This is a genomic window from Tamlana sp. I1 (genome assembly GCF_015355625.1).
GTDB lineage: Bacteria > Bacteroidota > Bacteroidia > Flavobacteriales > Flavobacteriaceae > Pseudotamlana.
The window spans coordinates 1-16498 of record NZ_JACLAF010000010.1 but is presented as its reverse complement, the minus strand read 5'-3'; the positions used below and the strand labels follow the sequence as shown (position 1 = coordinate 16498).

The 16498-nt window shown below is 33.1% G+C and carries 18 protein-coding genes; 9 read left to right on the top strand and 9 right to left on the bottom strand.

Going from position 1 to position 16498, the window contains the following annotated elements; all coding sequences use genetic code 11:
- Positions 1-15: 15 nt before the first annotated feature.
- A complete protein-coding gene (locus tag H6X70_RS10295; protein WP_194767608.1) occupies positions 16-573 on the top strand; it encodes a GNAT family N-acetyltransferase in 558 nt (185 codons plus the stop codon).
- A gap of 114 nt (positions 574-687) precedes the next feature.
- Here H6X70_RS10295 and H6X70_RS10290 read toward each other — a convergent pair whose 3' ends face one another.
- Complete coding sequence (locus tag H6X70_RS10290; RefSeq protein ID WP_194767607.1) at positions 688-1707, bottom strand: formimidoylglutamase; 1020 nt, start codon at positions 1705-1707, stop codon at positions 688-690.
- Between the two features lie 103 nt (positions 1708-1810).
- Between H6X70_RS10290 and H6X70_RS10285 the strand changes: the two genes are divergently transcribed.
- The gene (locus tag H6X70_RS10285) at positions 1811-2695 is read left to right on the top strand and encodes a chromosome partitioning protein ParA (protein WP_194767606.1); all 885 of its coding nucleotides are present in this window, start codon (positions 1811-1813) and stop codon (positions 2693-2695) included.
- A 179-nt stretch (positions 2696-2874) separates the two neighbouring features.
- Positions 2875-3453: a Crp/Fnr family transcriptional regulator gene (locus tag H6X70_RS10280; protein WP_194767605.1), complete on the top strand. Its 579-nt coding sequence runs from the start codon at positions 2875-2877 to the stop codon at positions 3451-3453.
- Between the two features lie 237 nt (positions 3454-3690).
- On the opposite strand, the gene fumC is transcribed toward H6X70_RS10280, so the two are convergent.
- On the bottom strand, positions 3691-5088 hold the full coding sequence (gene fumC, locus H6X70_RS10275) for a class II fumarate hydratase (RefSeq protein WP_194767604.1): 1398 nt from the start codon (positions 5086-5088) through the stop codon (positions 3691-3693).
- 201 nt (positions 5089-5289) lie between these two features.
- Between fumC and H6X70_RS10270 the strand changes: the two genes are divergently transcribed.
- Together H6X70_RS10270 and H6X70_RS10265 are read left to right on the top strand one after the other, a co-directional pair.
- Positions 5290-5931: a peroxiredoxin gene (locus tag H6X70_RS10270; RefSeq protein ID WP_194767603.1), complete on the top strand. Its 642-nt coding sequence runs from the start codon at positions 5290-5292 to the stop codon at positions 5929-5931.
- Between the two features lie 93 nt (positions 5932-6024).
- The gene (locus H6X70_RS10265) at positions 6025-6198 is read left to right on the top strand and encodes a hypothetical protein (protein WP_194767602.1); all 174 of its coding nucleotides are present in this window, start codon (positions 6025-6027) and stop codon (positions 6196-6198) included.
- A 129-nt stretch (positions 6199-6327) separates the two neighbouring features.
- Here the strand turns inward: H6X70_RS10265 and arsC are convergent, their stop codons facing one another.
- The 3 genes from arsC to prfB form a co-directional block, all read right to left on the bottom strand.
- Positions 6328-6669, bottom strand: a complete 342-nt coding sequence (arsC, locus tag H6X70_RS10260; RefSeq protein WP_194767601.1) for an arsenate reductase (glutaredoxin) — start codon at positions 6667-6669, stop codon at positions 6328-6330.
- Entirely contained in the window at positions 6669-7286 is a 618-nt protein-coding gene (locus H6X70_RS10255; RefSeq protein ID WP_194767600.1) for an HAD family hydrolase, read from the bottom strand. Before H6X70_RS10255 ends, arsC begins: the two co-directional genes overlap by 1 nt.
- Positions 7283-8393 (bottom strand): peptide chain release factor 2 gene (gene prfB, locus H6X70_RS10250; protein ID WP_194767599.1). Its coding sequence is split into 2 segments (ribosomal slippage): positions 7283-8329 and positions 8331-8393, totalling 1110 coding nucleotides; the frame shifts between segments, so codons are not numbered across the junction. The genes H6X70_RS10255 and prfB overlap by 4 nt, the downstream gene beginning before the upstream one ends.
- Before the next feature lie 91 nt (positions 8394-8484).
- Here prfB and H6X70_RS10245 point away from each other — a divergent pair.
- Positions 8485-9507 (top strand): threonine aldolase family protein, encoded by a 1023-nt coding sequence (locus H6X70_RS10245; protein ID WP_194767598.1) that lies wholly within the window; start codon positions 8485-8487, stop codon positions 9505-9507.
- A 14-nt stretch (positions 9508-9521) separates the two neighbouring features.
- Here H6X70_RS10245 and H6X70_RS10240 read toward each other — a convergent pair whose 3' ends face one another.
- From H6X70_RS10240 to H6X70_RS10225, 4 genes are all read right to left on the bottom strand, one after another.
- Entirely contained in the window at positions 9522-9851 is a 330-nt protein-coding gene (locus tag H6X70_RS10240) for a YegP family protein (protein WP_194767597.1), read from the bottom strand.
- 156 nt (positions 9852-10007) lie between these two features.
- Positions 10008-10475: a nuclear transport factor 2 family protein gene (locus H6X70_RS10235; RefSeq protein ID WP_194767596.1), complete on the bottom strand. Its 468-nt coding sequence runs from the start codon at positions 10473-10475 to the stop codon at positions 10008-10010.
- A gap of 7 nt (positions 10476-10482) precedes the next feature.
- Complete coding sequence (locus H6X70_RS10230) at positions 10483-10992, bottom strand: hypothetical protein (RefSeq protein ID WP_194767595.1); 510 nt, start codon at positions 10990-10992, stop codon at positions 10483-10485.
- Between the two features lie 3 nt (positions 10993-10995).
- A complete protein-coding gene (locus tag H6X70_RS10225) occupies positions 10996-11319 on the bottom strand; it encodes a YbaB/EbfC family nucleoid-associated protein (RefSeq protein WP_194767594.1) in 324 nt (107 codons plus the stop codon).
- 68 nt (positions 11320-11387) lie between these two features.
- Between H6X70_RS10225 and H6X70_RS10220 the strand changes: the two genes are divergently transcribed.
- From H6X70_RS10220 to H6X70_RS10210, 3 genes are all read left to right on the top strand, one after another.
- A complete protein-coding gene (locus tag H6X70_RS10220) occupies positions 11388-13529 on the top strand; it encodes a S9 family peptidase (protein WP_194767593.1) in 2142 nt (713 codons plus the stop codon).
- A 75-nt stretch (positions 13530-13604) separates the two neighbouring features.
- The gene (locus H6X70_RS10215) at positions 13605-14645 is read left to right on the top strand and encodes a PLP-dependent cysteine synthase family protein (RefSeq protein ID WP_194767592.1); all 1041 of its coding nucleotides are present in this window, start codon (positions 13605-13607) and stop codon (positions 14643-14645) included.
- A gap of 249 nt (positions 14646-14894) precedes the next feature.
- Positions 14895-16154, top strand: a complete 1260-nt coding sequence (locus H6X70_RS10210) for an aminotransferase class I/II-fold pyridoxal phosphate-dependent enzyme (RefSeq protein ID WP_194767591.1) — start codon at positions 14895-14897, stop codon at positions 16152-16154.
- The last annotated feature ends 344 nt before the right edge of the window (positions 16155-16498 follow it).

Sequence of the window (16498 nt, the reverse complement as noted above, 5' to 3'; positions counted from 1 at the left end):
TCATAAAATGTCGTAGTGAATACAAATTACCTATTTACATCGCAACGCCTAGGTTTTAGAAACTGGGTAAAAAATGACTTGACTGCATTTGCTAAAATGAATGCAGATGAGTCTGTTATGAAGTATTTTCCGAAACCCTTAACTAAAAATGAGACTGTCAATTTTATTGAACGACTTCAAAATCATTATTTAAAATATGGTTACAATTATTTTGCTGTTGAAATTTTAGAAACGGGAGAATTTATTGGCTTTATAGGATTAGCTTACCAAGATTATGAAACTAATTTCACACCTGCAACCGATATTGGTTGGCGTTTAATAAAAAGTGCTTGGGGAAAAGGTTTTGCCACAGAAGGGGCAAACCGTTGTCTTGAATATGCTTTTATTACGTTGAATTTGGACAAAATTATTGCAACCTGTACCGAGAATAATAGTAAATCTGAACAGGTTATGATAAAAATTGGCATGAACAAATTAACAACATTTAAGCATCCAAAGTTAAAAGCGTATCCACATTTAGAAAACTGTTTGTGTTATGAAATATCTAAAAATGAGTGGATTAAGTATTATTAAGAGTAAAACTTTTGTGTTTTCGCTAGTTGTTTTCGATATAGTTTCGATGAAAAATCGAAATCACTCGAACTGTCATTTAGTTTATTGTTAATCCTAATAAGTAAAATGGTTAAGTTAATTATTTTGCGCTTTAATAAAATCGGTTATTAAATAGGAGAGTAGTTTGCCTATTTGGTTGGGATTTTTTTTTGTTGGTGATGCTTCACAAAGGTGTAAATAAACCACTTGGTCTTGTTTTGCAAAATGATTAAGAAAATGCCTTGTTTTAGTAACGCTAAACCCGCTTGGGGTCATGGCACTGCTTGGTATGTTTTCAATGGCATCGCAGTCTATTTCGATACCAAATTTATCCTCGCAAATAAATTTGGAAGCGCGATTTAATTCTTTTTTAAATTTTAATTCTTGACGAACTTCTAAAGCTTCAAAAGTTGTGAAATCTATGTTTTTGGAGTTGTTTAATGTATTGAAGATTTTGTCTGACGTATAATTTTCATGTAAACCAAAAATAAAGTAATTATCTAGAAACCCTTCCGCGGAAGCGTAACTAAAACCATTACCGCTGTGACGCCCTTCTTGAGCTCTAAAATCGGAATGTGCGTCTAGGTTAATAATGTTAATGGCTTTCCCTAAAGCTAAACATGAGCCTTTTATATTTCCGTATGCGTTGTTGTGACCGCCACCAATAATAATTGGTTTTTTGCCTGCTAAAACAATTTGATAAATAAGATGATTAACATGTTTGTCTATTTTTTCAACTAAGTCTCTGGCTTTAAACACATCTTTCTTTTTAGATTGATTTAATTTTTCGAGTTCTGCTAATTCTGAAGAAAAATCGAGATGTCCTAAAATTAAAACCTGCTCTGCTTTAGTAAATGCGTTGCTTTGAATGTTTAGTAAAACTTTTAAGGTGGCGTTCCAAGTTTTTGAAGCGCCCGTATTGCCGTAATTAGCAAATACACCAACATCTTCGGGTAAACCAATTATTACAAAAGCAACATCCAAAATTTTAAGTTGCTCGTATATATTTGTAATGCGGGGTAATAGTTTTACCTGTTGCCCAAACTTGGATTCACCCAAGCGTTTGTTTAACAATTTGTTACGTGCAATCGTGTTAAATAAAACCAGTTTATCCATAAATAAATATTGAGTATTAAAAATACATTTTTATTTATTTAAAGCATTAAAAAAACTAAATATTAAAAATTACGTTAAATTTATCACATTAAAACAAGTAATTATGGAAGACAAAAAAAATAGTTCTGGACTAAAAATTGCATTAGGTATTGCCATCGTTTTATTTTTAGGAACAGCATTTTACACTATGAACCTTTACAAAAAGTCTAATGATGACAAAAAGGAGTTAGTGGCTCAAAAGCAATTAGTAATGAATGATTTAAACGCTATGGCTAAGCAATATGATGAAGCTATTAGTGAAAATGATGTTGCTAATAACAATTTAATTGAAGCGCGTGCACGTATTCAAGGGTTGATTGATTCTTTATCAATCTCTGAAACAAACGTAAAAAGTTTATGGCGTTACAAGCAGAAGTATGTGAGTTTACAAAAAGAAATGGATGCGATATTAGCGCAAAATGATTCTTTACGCATCGAAAACTCGTATTTAGCGACATCTTTAGATAGTACGCGCGTTCGTTTAGAGCAACGTACAGTGTTTACAGATTCTTTATTAGTTCAAAACAATGCTTTAGCTGAAGTTGTTGAAAATGCATCGATTTTAAATACATTGGATTTAAAAGGATCTGGGGTTATTGAAAGAACTTCAGGGAAAGTAATTCCAACTGAAAGAGCTAGAAGAGCTGATAAAATTAGAGTTTGTTTTACAGTAGCTAAAAACACTTTAGTACAAGCAGGAGATCAAGAACTATATGTTCAAGTTATCGGACCAGATAATAACACACTAGGGTTAAACGAGCAAGTACAATTTGGACAAGAAATTATAAATTATAGCATTATTAGTAAATTTAATTACGAAGTTGCTAACCTAAACATTTGCGAATTTGTAGCACTAAATGAAGGCGAAGATTTTGAAAAAGGACGTTACGTTGTGAAAGTTTATAATACGAAGAACTTAGTTTCAACTACCGAGTTTACTTTAAAATAGGTAACCTCAAATACACTTAAAGTTAAAAACCTCGAACTATGTTTGAGGTTTTTTTATATATGCACTTTAGCGCTTAGTTTTCCGAAATGGGTATGATGCGTTTAAGAACTGCATATTTTTACATATATTTATGCTACTTTATTCAATGAAGCGCACAAGTGAATTTAAACATGAGCACCATGAATCCTAATTTGGTTTTTTTAAACTCTTTTTTAGATGTTTCTGAAGAGACTTATGCACGTTTACTAAATATATCAGAATTAAAAGATTTTAAGTCTGGCACTCAAATTTGTAAAACAGGGGAGGTGCCAACAAAAGTATATTTGTTAGTTTCGGGTATGATGCGCGCTTACTTAAGTTCGGAAGAAGGTAAGGAATTTACAAAAAGCTTTTTTATGCCTTTCAGTTTTGTGGGGTCGTTTACTGGATTAATTCAAAAAAAACCATCAAAATTGATTTATGAAACCTTATCGGATTGTAAGGTTTACGAATTAAATTTTTCAGATTTTAGAGAGCTGTGTCAAGACGATTTAAATATTAGTAATTTGTATAATCGTGTATTAGAGCATATTTTTATTAAATATGAAGAACGTCAATTGGAGTTAATTTCTATGGATGCTACTGAGCGTTATTTAAAACTTCGAAAAAAAATGCCAGACTTAGAGCATTTAATTCCTCAATATCAAATTGCCAGTTACTTAAGTATATCGCCTGTTCAATTAAGTAGAATACGAAAAAAATTAAAGGAATCTAATTAGTAAAATTTACTGTTTATCTGATTGTGTAAGAATGGATAAATGTTAAATTTTAAGTTTTTGTTAACAATATTAACAAATGTTAATACAAGAATCAATGGATAGTTTTATATTTGGATCAACCATTAAGGTTTTACCTTAAACTAACAAACTAATTAACCAACCAATAATTTTTTACCAACCAAAAAAAAACAGGTAATTCTCATTACCTGTTTTTTTATTCTAAAGTTTTTAGTAGGTTTATTTTAAACTTCCTACCATATCTTCTGGTTTTACCCAAGCATCATAATCTTCAGCAGATACATAGCCTAAACGAATGGCTTCTTCTTTTAAAGTTGTACCATTTTTATGCGCTGTATTAGCTATTTCAGCAGCTTTATAATACCCTATTTTTGGGTTTAATGCTGTTACTAACATTAATGAGTTATTCAATAATTTTGTGATCACTTCTTGGTTTGGCTCTATTCCAACCGCACAATTTTCATCGAAACTCACACAGGCATCGCCAATTAATTGTGCCGATTGTAGTACGTTTGCAGCCATAACAGGTTTAAAAACGTTTAGTTCGTAGTGACCTTGTAAACCACCAACCGAAACAGCAACATCGTTACCCATTACTTGAGCGCAAACCATAGTCATTGCTTCACATTGGGTTGGGTTAACTTTTCCTGGCATAATTGAGCTTCCTGGTTCGTTTGCAGGAATAATGATTTCACCAATACCAGAACGTGGTCCAGAAGCCATCATTCTAACATCGTTAGCAATTTTATTTAATGATACTGCTAATTGCTTTAAAGCACCATGTGTTTCAACTAAAGCATCATGTGCCGCTAAAGCTTCAAATTTATTAGGAGCGGTTACAAACGGTAATTTGGTGAATTCAGCAATATATTCAGCAACAAGTTCACTGTACCCTTTAGGTGTGTTTAAACCCGTACCAACGGCAGTTCCTCCAAGCGCTAACTCGCTTAAGTGGGATAAGGTGTTTTCTAAAGCTTTAATACCATAATCTAGTTGTGCTACATAACCCGAAATTTCTTGTCCTAAAGTTAAAGGCGTTGCATCCATTAAATGGGTTCTACCAATTTTAACAACATTATTAAAAGCTTTTGCTTTGTTGTTTAAAGTGTTTCTTAATTGTTTCACTCCAGGAATGGTAGTTTCTACAATTTTTTTATAAGCAGCAATATGCATTCCAGTTGGGAAAGTATCGTTAGATGATTGTGATTTGTTTACATCATCATTTGGCTGGATGGTTTTTTCACCTTCACCAATAACTTTTCCTGCTAATTGGTGTGCACGGTTTGCAATAACTTCATTAACGTTCATGTTACTTTGCGTTCCAGATCCTGTTTGCCAAATAACTAAAGGAAACTGGTCGTCGTGTTTACCTTCTAAAATTTCATCACAGACTTGCGAAATTAAATCACGCTTTTCAGCATCCATAACGCCTAATTTACAATTGGTATGTGCGGCCGCCTTTTTCAAGTATGCAAAACCGTAAACAATTTCTAAAGGCATTGAAGCCGAAGGACCAATTTTAAAGTTGTTTCTAGAGCGTTCTGTTTGTGCGCCCCAAAGTTTATCGGCAGGTACTTTTACCTCGCCCATAGTGTCTTTTTCTATTCTGTAACTCATCGTAAAATTATTTATTTGAAAAGCTGTAAAGTTAAGCTATTTAGTCCTTTTTTTGATTGTGAATTCTGTAAGATTTTATACTTATTTTTAACAATTATATAACGGTTATCTGTCGTAGAAAGCTTATAAAATCGGTATCTTAGCTAGTCAAGATTACTTAATTAAGGAAAGTGATTTAAAAACTAAACTAAATACATTATTATGGCAACAATTAGACTAGGAGATGAAGCTCCAAATTTTACAGCACAATCTACAGAAGGCACTATTAATTTTCATGAATGGTTAGGCGATGGATGGGGCATTTTATTTTCGCATCCAGCAGATTATACGCCAGTTTGTACAACAGAATTAGGCACAGTAGCCAAGTATAAGGCAGCCTTTGATAAGCGCAATGTAAAAGTTGTGGCATTGAGTGTTGATGGCTTAGAATCTCATAAAGGATGGATTAAAGATATTAATGAAACCCAAAAAACAACGGTGAATTTTCCAATTATTGCAGATGAAGACAGAAAAGTTTCTGAATTATACGATATGATTCACCCTAATGCAGATAGCAAGCATACGGTACGTTCTGTTTTTGTTATTGGATCGGATAAAACAGTAAAGTTGATGATTACTTATCCGGCTTCAACGGGTAGGAATTTTGATGAACTATTACGGGTTATTGATTCTCTTCAATTAACGGCTTATCATAAAGTGGCAACACCTGCCAATTGGAATAATGGTGACGATTGTGTTGTTGTTCCTAGCGTAGATTCAGCAGATATAAAAAAGATTTTTCCTAAAGGATTTAAAGAAATTAAGCCGTATTTAAGAATGACACCACAGCCTAATATAGATTAGTTAATAATTCTGTTAATAAAATTTATTTTGATATTGCATAAACCTTAGCTTTACTTTATATTTGCCAAAGAATTATAACCGACACTTTATATTATGTTTGATTTTGATCAATATTTAGGCTTTTTAGCATTTTTAACCATATTAACAATAGGATTTTGGTTAATGATTTTTTTAGTAACTTTCATTGTTCCTTATTGGATTGGTGGTTCTATCATTGAAAAAATTCAAGAAATTAGAGCAGAAAAGAAAGCAAAACGAGAAGCTTAAAACATAAGTTTATTATACTAAAAAAGAGGTTAATTTTCATTAACCTCTTTTTTTATGTCTAATAGTTTTGAGTAGAATAGAACACTTTTAATAATCAAAAGTGTACTGGTTTAAAAACAATCGGTCTGTTTAAATAATCTCTTCAATTTGTTCTGGCGGCCTTCCTATTACGGCTTTGTTACCATTTATAACAATTGGACGTTCTATTAATTTCGGGTTTTCAACCATTGCGGTTATAATTTCAGAATCGCTTAAATCTTTGTTTTTAAAGTCGCTTTTCCAAATGGCTTCGTTTTTTCTCACCAATTCAATGGGTTTAATGTTTAGAAGCGCTATTATTTTTTTAAGTTCTTCAGCGGAAGGTATATCTTGTAAATAGTTAACAATTTCAAAATCTTTTCCAGAAGCTTCAAGAATTTGTAATCCGCAGCGCGATTTACTACATCTGTTATTGTGATATATTTTAATCATTATAATTGAATGTTATAGGTTTTTAATTGGGTGATAAGTTGTTCGGGGGAGACAAAATGGATACCATGAATCCCTATTTGATTTGCAGCTTCAATATTTCGCAAATTATCATCAATGAAAATAGCATTTTCAGCTCTAATATTAAAACGGTTTAAGGTAAGTTGATAAATGGCATCAAAAGGTTTTCGTGTTTTTTCTTCTCCTGAAACTAAAATACCTTCAAACCATTGCAAAAAATCAAATTTATTCAAAGCAATAGGGAAGGTTTCGGCACTCCAATTGGTTAATGCTACAACTTTATATTGCTTAGTGTCTATTAGTTTTTTAAGAATTTCTACCGTTCCATGTATGGCGTCGCCTAGCATTTTTTCCCATTGGCCGTAAAACTGACGGATTTCAAATTCGTATTCCGGAAAAAGTGCAATACGATCTTGAGTGGCTTGTGCTAACGGATAACCGGCATCTTGATTTTCGTTCCAATCGCTTGTGCAAATAGTATCTAAAAACCATCTCATCTTTTCATGATTTCCTTTGAAAACCTCTAAAAAAACATATTCCGGATTCCAGTCGATTAACACCCCTCCAAGATCGAATATAATGGTGTCTATTTTGTTCATAATTGATTGTCGTCTTCTACTTTTTGTCCCATCATCATAAGATACGATTTCAAGAATTCTTCAATATTGCCATCCATAACAGCATCTACATTTCCTGTTTCGTGAGCAGTACGTACATCTTTAACCAATTTATAAGGATGCATCACATAATTTCGAATTTGAGATCCCCATTCAATTTTCATCTTTCCAGCCTCAATATCTTCACGTTGTGCTAGTTGCTTTTGTAACTCAATTTCGTATAACTGCGATTTAAGCATTTGCATGGCGCGTGAGCGGTTATCGTGCTGTGATCGTGTTTCGGAACACTGAATTTGAATTCCTGTAGGCTTGTGTAAAAGCTGAACTTTAGTTTCAACCTTATTTACATTTTGTCCTCCTGCACCGCTGGAACGTGCTGTTGTAATTTCGATATCAGCAGGGTTAATTTCAATTTCAATGGTATCATCAACTAACGGGTAAACGTAAACTGAAGCAAAACTGGTATGGCGTTTAGCATTACTGTCAAAAGGCGAAATACGCACCAAACGGTGTACACCATTTTCTCCTTTTAGCCAACCAAAAGCAAAATCGCCCTCAAGCTCTAAAGTCACTGTTTTTATTCCAGCAACATCGCCTTCTTGAAAGTTAAGCTCTTTAACTTTAATGCCATTTTTTTCGGCGTACATTAAATACATACGCATTAGCATACTAGCCCAGTCGCAACTTTCTGTTCCCCCGGCTCCAGCAGTTATTTGAAGCACGGCACTTAAGCTATCACCTTCTTCAGAAAGCATGTTTCTAAATTCTATATCTTCAAGAAAACTTGCTGTTTTAGTATATTGATTTTGAACTTCTTCTGCAGTGTATTCGCCTTCTTTGTAGAATTCATAAAGAATATCTAACTCTTCAATTAAAGTTTTTGAAGTTTTATAATCTTGAACCCATTTTTTCTTAACACGAAGGGATTTCATGGTCGCTTCGGCAGCTTTTGGGTCGTTCCAAAAGTTTGGATCGAAGGTTTGTTCTTCCTCGTTTTGTATCTCTATAAGTTTGGCATCTATGTCAAAGATAGTGCCTAAGTTTGTCGAGGCGGGTATTAAGATCTTTAATTTGATCGGATGTTATCATGTGTATTTACTTTTGAACAAAAATAGGATTTAATCGGGCAGGAGAAAACAATTCTAATCATAATTTTATAGATTTACCTTTTGTGTAAATTATGATTATAGACCTAAGAAGCGATACGGTAACTAAGCCAACAAAAGGAATGTTGGACGCCATGATGCATGCCCAAGTTGGCGACGATGTTTTTAGAGAAGACCCAACGGTAAATGAATTGGAAAGTAAAATGGCCGCTATGTTTGGTAAAGAATCCGCCTTATTTTTTCCTAGCGGCACCATGGCCAATCAAACGGCCATAAAATTACATACAAATCCTGGAGAGCAAGTTATTTGCGATAAATATGCCCATATTTATAATTACGAATCTGGAGGTGCTTCATTTAATAGTGGTGTTTCTTGTAAATTAATTGATGGTAAACGGGGTATGTTTACCGCCGAACAAGTTAAAGAGGCGATTAATCCAGACGATTATTATTACAGTAAAACCAGTTTGGTTGAAGTTGAAAACACCACGAATAAAGGTGGTGGCGCTTGTTGGGATTTTAACGAGATTTTAAAAATCAGGAAGGTTTGCGATGAAAATAACTTAGGCTTTCATTTAGATGGCGCCCGATTATGGAATGCTCTTATAGAAACAAAACAAACCACACTACAATACGGTAAGGTTTTCGATACCATTTCGGTGTGTTTAAGTAAAGGCTTAGGTTGTCCTGTTGGCTCAGTTTTGGTTGGCGATGCGAAAATTATGAAGGATGCATTACGCATTCGAAAAATATTTGGAGGTAACATGAGGCAAGCAGGATATCTGGCAGCTGCAGGAATTTATGCTCTAGATAACCATGTAGAGCGATTAAAAGAAGATCATAAAAAGGCTAAAGAAATAGGGGAGCTCCTTTCAGATTTATCAGTAGTTAAATCTGTTGAACCAATAGAAACTAATATTGTTATTTTTGAATTAAATGACGATGTAGATGATAAGAAATTTGTTGAAAATCTAGCCGGTAAAGAGATTTTTATAATACCTATGGGAGGGAAAAAACTTCGCATGGTAACACATTTAAATTATAATGCTACCATGCATGAAAAGTTTTTAACTATTTTAAAATCAAATAGTTTTTAGTATTTATTGAAACATTAAACTGTTTTGTCTTCAGTTTCTGCAGAAGGTGCATTGGTTTTCACAGACTCAATTCCTTTTTCCATTCCTGCTTCAGAAGCATACATTTGGCTAGTACCTATAATTTGCCCGTTAGCTGCTTTTAAATTAAAGTGAAATTTTCCGTTAGCAGCTGTTTTACGCTCAAATTTAGAATCGTCTGCACAGTTTGTTTTAACCGATTCAATACCATTTTTAGCACCAGATGTATCGGCATAAGCTTGACTTGCTAATATAATTTGACTGTTTTTTGCTTTTAAGTGAAAGTAATACTTTTCGTTAGCTTCGCTTTGAAATAATTCGAACATGATTTTTATGTTTAAGATTAGAAACTAAAAATAAAAGAATTATATGAATTTCACTACTTTCATAACATGAAATTTATGTTAAAGCCATGTTACAATTTTTGATTTTATGTGTTTACAGGTTGAAAGGGTGAAATCTTCAGGTAAACAGTAAATAAATCAGTTTTTTCCTAGAAAAGCATCCAGTTTTTTATTTGTTGTTTGTTGTATTTTGTTTTTCATAAACGAAGTCCATCCCAAAAGATACCCCGGAAAACCCATAGCTTGTTTAGTCCATGTCCACAAATTAAAAGTATCAATGTGTTCAATAATTTTCCCGTCTTTAAATTTAAAATGAGCATTTACTTTATTAATAACATTTCTTTTTTTTGCACCATAAACATATTCAGCAATCCAATTTGCTTTTCCTGTTTCTTCGGTAGCTTCAATACCGTTAAAAGTGATTTTAGTTTTCGATTTTTTTTGAGCGAGTAACATCTTCCACATTGCTACGGCTCTTTGACCTTTTAATACTCCGAAAACAGGATCTTGAAATACAATATCTTCATGATAACAAGCTGTCATAGCTTTAGCGTTTCCTGCAGCAAAAGCGGTGTAGAATTCAGTTATGAGGGCTTGGTTGGTCATGGGTAAGCTATCTTCTTTTTAATCTGGTTGAGTCGCTAATTGTTGGGTTGAAAACATTAAGGCTTTTATTCATTTTTACAGAGAGTTCTTTTGCTTGTGCAATAGCTTTTTCTTTGCTTTTTAGTTCATTAATTAGTATTTTATTTTGGTGATTACTGTCTAACAAACAAATACGATAAATCAACTTTTTAGAGGAAAATTCCAGGCCGGTTCTACTGTAACCTTTATTTTTTTGATTGAATTCTAAAATGCAGATATCTGTAAATTTGTTATATGTTTTCCAAACGCCCTTTTTAATTCCGAAAAAACTAAAATAATTTTTATAGATATTATTAGTCATGTCAATTAAAATCCCAACGTATGAAAAGCTGAATAATATTCCCAAAAGGATTAATAAGATTGAGAAAAAACTTTTTTCAATAATAAAAGCTATTCCTGTGAGAATTAATATATAACCAATGTATACAAAAACGTCTGGAAAAAAATTATAAATTTTATTATTGAAAATTTTATTCATATTTTACTTAAACATATCCATCCCAGGGATATTTGGCATCCCTTCTTTAGCAACGGCAGCCAATTCAGCTTCATTTACGTTGGTTGCTTTTTCAATGGCTTTATTTAAAGTTAGAATTAAATAATCTTCCAATTGTTCTTTATCATTAAGCAATTCATCAGCAATATCAATAGATTTAATGGTTCTATTGGCTGTTAATGTAATTTTTAACAGTCCATCACTGCTAGATTCGTCAATTAACACCGTGTTTAATCGCTTTTTTGTGTCTTCTACTTTTTGTTGGGTTTCTTTAAGTTTTCCCATCATATTCATCATATCTCCAAACATAATTCTTGGTTTTTATTTTAAACAAAATTATTAAAAATAGACTAACTTTAGTACTTATAAAATATAATATGAAAAATCAGCTCTTTATTATAACCTTAAGCATTATTTTTGCGCACTCTTGTAAAGATAATGATAAGATGACAGAAAAAACAGCCCTTGCTCAAGCGCCAATAGCTAATAAAAAAGCACATACTTTAAGTATACATAACGACGATAGGATTGATAATTACTACTGGTTAAACGATCGAGAAAACCCGGAAGTGATTGATTATCTTAACAAAGAAAATGCGTATACCAAAGCGATGATGGCGCATACGGAAGATTTTCAGAAAACCTTATTTGAAGAAATGAAATCTAGAATTAAGGAAGTCGACACTACAGTTCCTTATAAATTGAATGGCTATTGGTACATTACTAAATATGAAACAGGGAAAGATTATCCTATTTACGTTCGTAAAAAAGAAAGTTTAGATGCTGAAGAAGAAGTTTTATTCGATTGTAATAAAATGGCTGAAGATGAAGCGTATTTTAGTTTAGGAGGCATTTCTATTAGTCCAGACAATACTTTAGCAGCCTTTTCAACCGATTTAGTGAGTAGAAGACAATACACCATTCAAATTAAAAATTTGGTGACTGGCGAGATTTATCCAGATAAAATTATAAACACCACAGGAAGTGCAACATGGGCGAATGATAATAAAACCTTGTACTACACCATGAAGGACGAAGTAACACTGCGATCTCATAAAATATTCAAACATAAATTACATTCCGATAGTTCAAGTGATACTGAGGTTTTTTATGAAGCAGATGAAACCTTCAACACTTTTGTTTACAAGACAAAATCTAAAAAATATATCATCATTGGTTCTTCAAGCACCTTGTCATCAGAATACCGTTTTTTAAATGCTGATGACCCTGATGGAAGTTTTAAAATATTTCAAAAGCGTACGGATGATCTAGAATATAGCATTGCACATTATGAGGATTCATTTTACATTATTTCGAATACTGATGGTGCTACAAATTTTAAAATTTCAAAAACAAAAGAAACCAATACAGCACTTGAAAATTGGGTTGATGTGTTGCCATATAGAGAAGATGTTTTAATTGAAGATCTTGAGATTTTTAAAAACTATTTGGTTGTTAACGAGCGTGAAAATGGCTTAAATAAATTACGTATAATTAACTGGAATGGTAAAGAAGATTATTATTTACCATTTAAAAGTGAAACTTATACCGCTTATATCGGGAATAATCCTGATTTCGATAGTGATACGCTACGTTTTGGTTATAATTCTTTAACATCGCCAAGCTCGGTTATCGATTATAATTTTACAACTAAACAAAGTGAAATTAAAAAAGAGCAAGAAGTTCTTGGCGGGAATTTTAATAAGGAAAATTACGAGTCGAAACGTATATGGGCAACCGCTAGAGATGGTGTAAAAATCCCTATGTCTATTGTTTATAGAAAAGGTATAAAATTAGATGGCAGCAATCCGTTGTTACAGTATGCTTATGGTTCTTATGGTTCTACTATCGACCCGTCATTTTCAACCATAAGATTAAGTTTGTTGGATCGTGGTTTTATATACGCGATAGCACATATAAGAGGTGGGGAGTACCTTGGGAGAGATTGGTACGAAAATGGAAAATTACTAACCAAAAAGAATACGTTTACAGATTTTATAGATTGTTCAAAATATTTAATCGAACAAAAATATACTTCAAACAAACATTTGTATGCTTATGGAGGTTCTGCAGGAGGTTTGCTAATGGGTGCCATAATTAATATGAATCCTGAATTATATCATGGAGTTTTAGCAGCAGTACCTTTTGTAGATGTGGTTACCACGATGTTAGATGACACCATTCCATTAACAACAGGAGAGTATGACGAATGGGGGAATCCGAACAAAGTCGAGTATTACAACTACATGAAGTCGTATTCACCTTACGATAACGTTGAAGCTAAAGATTATCCTAATATGTTAGTTACTACAGGTTTACATGATTCTCAAGTTCAGTATTGGGAACCAGCAAAATGGGTTGCTAAACTTAGAGACTTGAAAACAGATTCTAATTTATTGTTATTGCATACAGACATGGATTCAGGGCATGGCGGGGCTTCAGGGCGATTTGAGAGCTTAAAAGAAGTGGCTTTAGAGTACGCCTTTTTATTAGAATTGGAAGGAAATCATGGTCAGTAGAAAAAATTGTTTTATTTTTGTACGGTTTTAAACTTATTATCCATTAATATGGATGTCGGTTTATAAAAAGCATTTATGGAACAAAGAAATCAAGTTTTTGAAAATGTATTAGATTTGGTAGGTAATACACCACTTGTCAAACTTAATAGGATTACTTCTAAGTTTAAAGGTGACTTTTACGCGAAAGTTGAAGCTTTTAACCCAGGACACTCATCAAAAGATAGAATTGCACTTTACATTATAGAACAAGCCGAAAAGAAAGGCATCCTTTCTCCTGGCGATACTATTATAGAAACCACATCGGGTAATACAGGATTTAGTATTGCTATGGTAAGTATTATTAAGGGATACGATTGTGTATTAGCTGTAAGCTCTAAATCGTCGCCAGATAAAATAGATATGCTTAAAACCATGGGCGCTAAAGTTTATGTGTGTCCAGCCCATGTAAGTGCAGACGATCCACGTTCTTATTATGAAGTGGCCAAGCGTTTACACAATGAAATGAAAGGTTCTGTTTATATTAACCAATATTTCAATCAGCTAAATATCGATGCACATTACCACTCTACTGGTCCAGAAATTTGGAATCAAACAGAAGGTAAGGTCACGCATTTAGTAGCTTGTAGTGGAACAGGAGGTACCATTTCTGGTACCGCTAAATATTTAAAGGAGCAAAACCCGAATATAAAAGTTATTGGTGTTGATGCTTTTGGTTCTGTGATTAAAAAATATCACGAAACTAGAGAATTCGACGAAAAAGAAATTTATCCATACAGAATTGAAGGTTTAGGGAAAAATTTAATTCCTGGTGCTACAGATTTTGATGTTATCGATGAGTTTGTAAAGGTTACTGATGAGGAAAGTGCGCACACAGCCCGAGAGATTGCTAGAACAGAAGGCATGTTTGTAGGCTACACTTCTGGAGCTGCTATGCAAGCTATTAAGCAGTTGGGAGAAGAAGGCGAATTTAAGGAAAACGATAAAGTAGTTATTATATTCCCAGATCATGGCGCAAGATACATGAGTAAGGTTTATAGTGATAAATGGATGAACGATCAAGGCTTTTTTGATAGTGTAAATGCCGCTGCCGCAGAGAACATTCAATACATAAAATAAGCACAAATTATACTTTAAAAAGAGCTGGCCTTTTACTTAAAAAGTAAAAAAGTAGCTCTTTTTTTATTTTATAAATAATTGAGCGTTAAAAATTATGTTCAAAGCATATAAATATTTAATTTTGCATCAATAATTTTCAGACAAAATTCACACCTTTTTATACGATAACGCATATTATATCGTGTTTGACGAGCGCATAAGGGAGTGATTTTAATGTCTTAACTTCAATAGCAATAAGATTTATAATAAATGAGAGATTTATTTGATAAGATTTATAAGGATAAAGGACCTCTAGGAAAATGGGCGTCTCAAGCTGAAGGATACTTTGTATTTCCTAAATTAGAAGGTGAAATTTCTAATCGTATGAAGTTTCAGGGGAAAGATGTAATTACTTGGAGTATTAACGATTATCTAGGTTTAGCAAATCATCCAGAAGTTAGAAAAGTAGATGCAGAAGCTGCAGCTCAATACGGTTCTGCATATCCAATGGGAGCTAGAATGATGTCTGGTCATACCGATTTGCATGAAAAACTTCAAAATGAATTGGCTTCATTTGTTAAGAAAGAAGCAGCTTATCTTTTAAATTTTGGTTACCAAGGTATGGTTTCTACCATTGATGCTTTGGTTTCAAAAGACGATATTATTGTTTACGATGTTGATGCTCACGCGTGTATTATTGACGGTGTGCGTTTACACATGGGTAAACGTTTTACTTATAAGCACAATGATGTTGATAGTTTAGAGAAAAATTTAGAGCGAGCTACGAAAATGGCCGAGCAAACAGGTGGAGGAATTTTAGTGATTTCTGAGGGTGTTTTTGGTATGCGTGGGGAGCAAGGGCGTTTAAAAGAGATAGTTGCTCTTAAAAAGAAATTTAATTTCAGATTATTTGTTGATGACGCTCATGGTTTTGGTACTTTAGGAGCTACTGGAGCAGGAGCAGGGGAAGAGCAAGGCGTGCAAGCAGATATCGATGTGTATTTTGCAACTTTCGCAAAGTCGCTAGCAAGTACAGGAGCTTTTATTGCTGGAGATCAAGAAATAATTGATTATTTAAAATATAATTTACGTTCTCAAATGTTTGCTAAATCATTGCAAATGCAATTGGTTGTTGGGGCACTTAAGCGATTAGAAATGCTTAAAACTATGCCTGAATTAAAAAACAAATTATGGGAGAATGTTAACGCATTACAATCTGGTTTAAAAGATCGTGGTTTCGATATTGGGACAACACAAAGTTGTGTAACACCTGTTTATTTAAAAGGAAGTATTCCTGAAGCTATGGCATTAGTTCGCGATTTACGTGAAAATTATGGTATATTTTGTTCTATCGTAGTTTATCCTGTAATCCCTAAAGGTTTAATTTTATTAAGATTAATTCCTACAGCAACACATACTTTAGAGGATGTTGCTGAAACTTTAGATGCTTTTGATGCAATTCGCGAGCGTTTATTAAATGGAACTTATAAGCGCTTATCTGCAGCTGTAATGGCAGCAATGGGTGAGTAGTGAAATAAAAATATAAATTTCATAAAAAATCCGATTCAATTTTGAATCGGTTTTTTTTTTGTGGCACATTCAGAAAACGTCGCATCCCTTGTAAATACAAGTGTTTTTACGTAAATTTAAGTACATAAAAACCCCGAAAAAGGCTGATTAGAGCCAAAAACGGGGTTTTCTTATTCTTACGTTTATGAAAATACAGACCTGTCTGCCGACAGGCAGGAAATTAGTGAATTTCAGCATGAGTTTTCATTTTTATCTTCTACAGAAAACTTTAATACTTATTACTCCCGATTTTTAGAGAGTGATTTAGGAAAAATTTACAGTGCCATTCCTTGGAATTCTTTAGT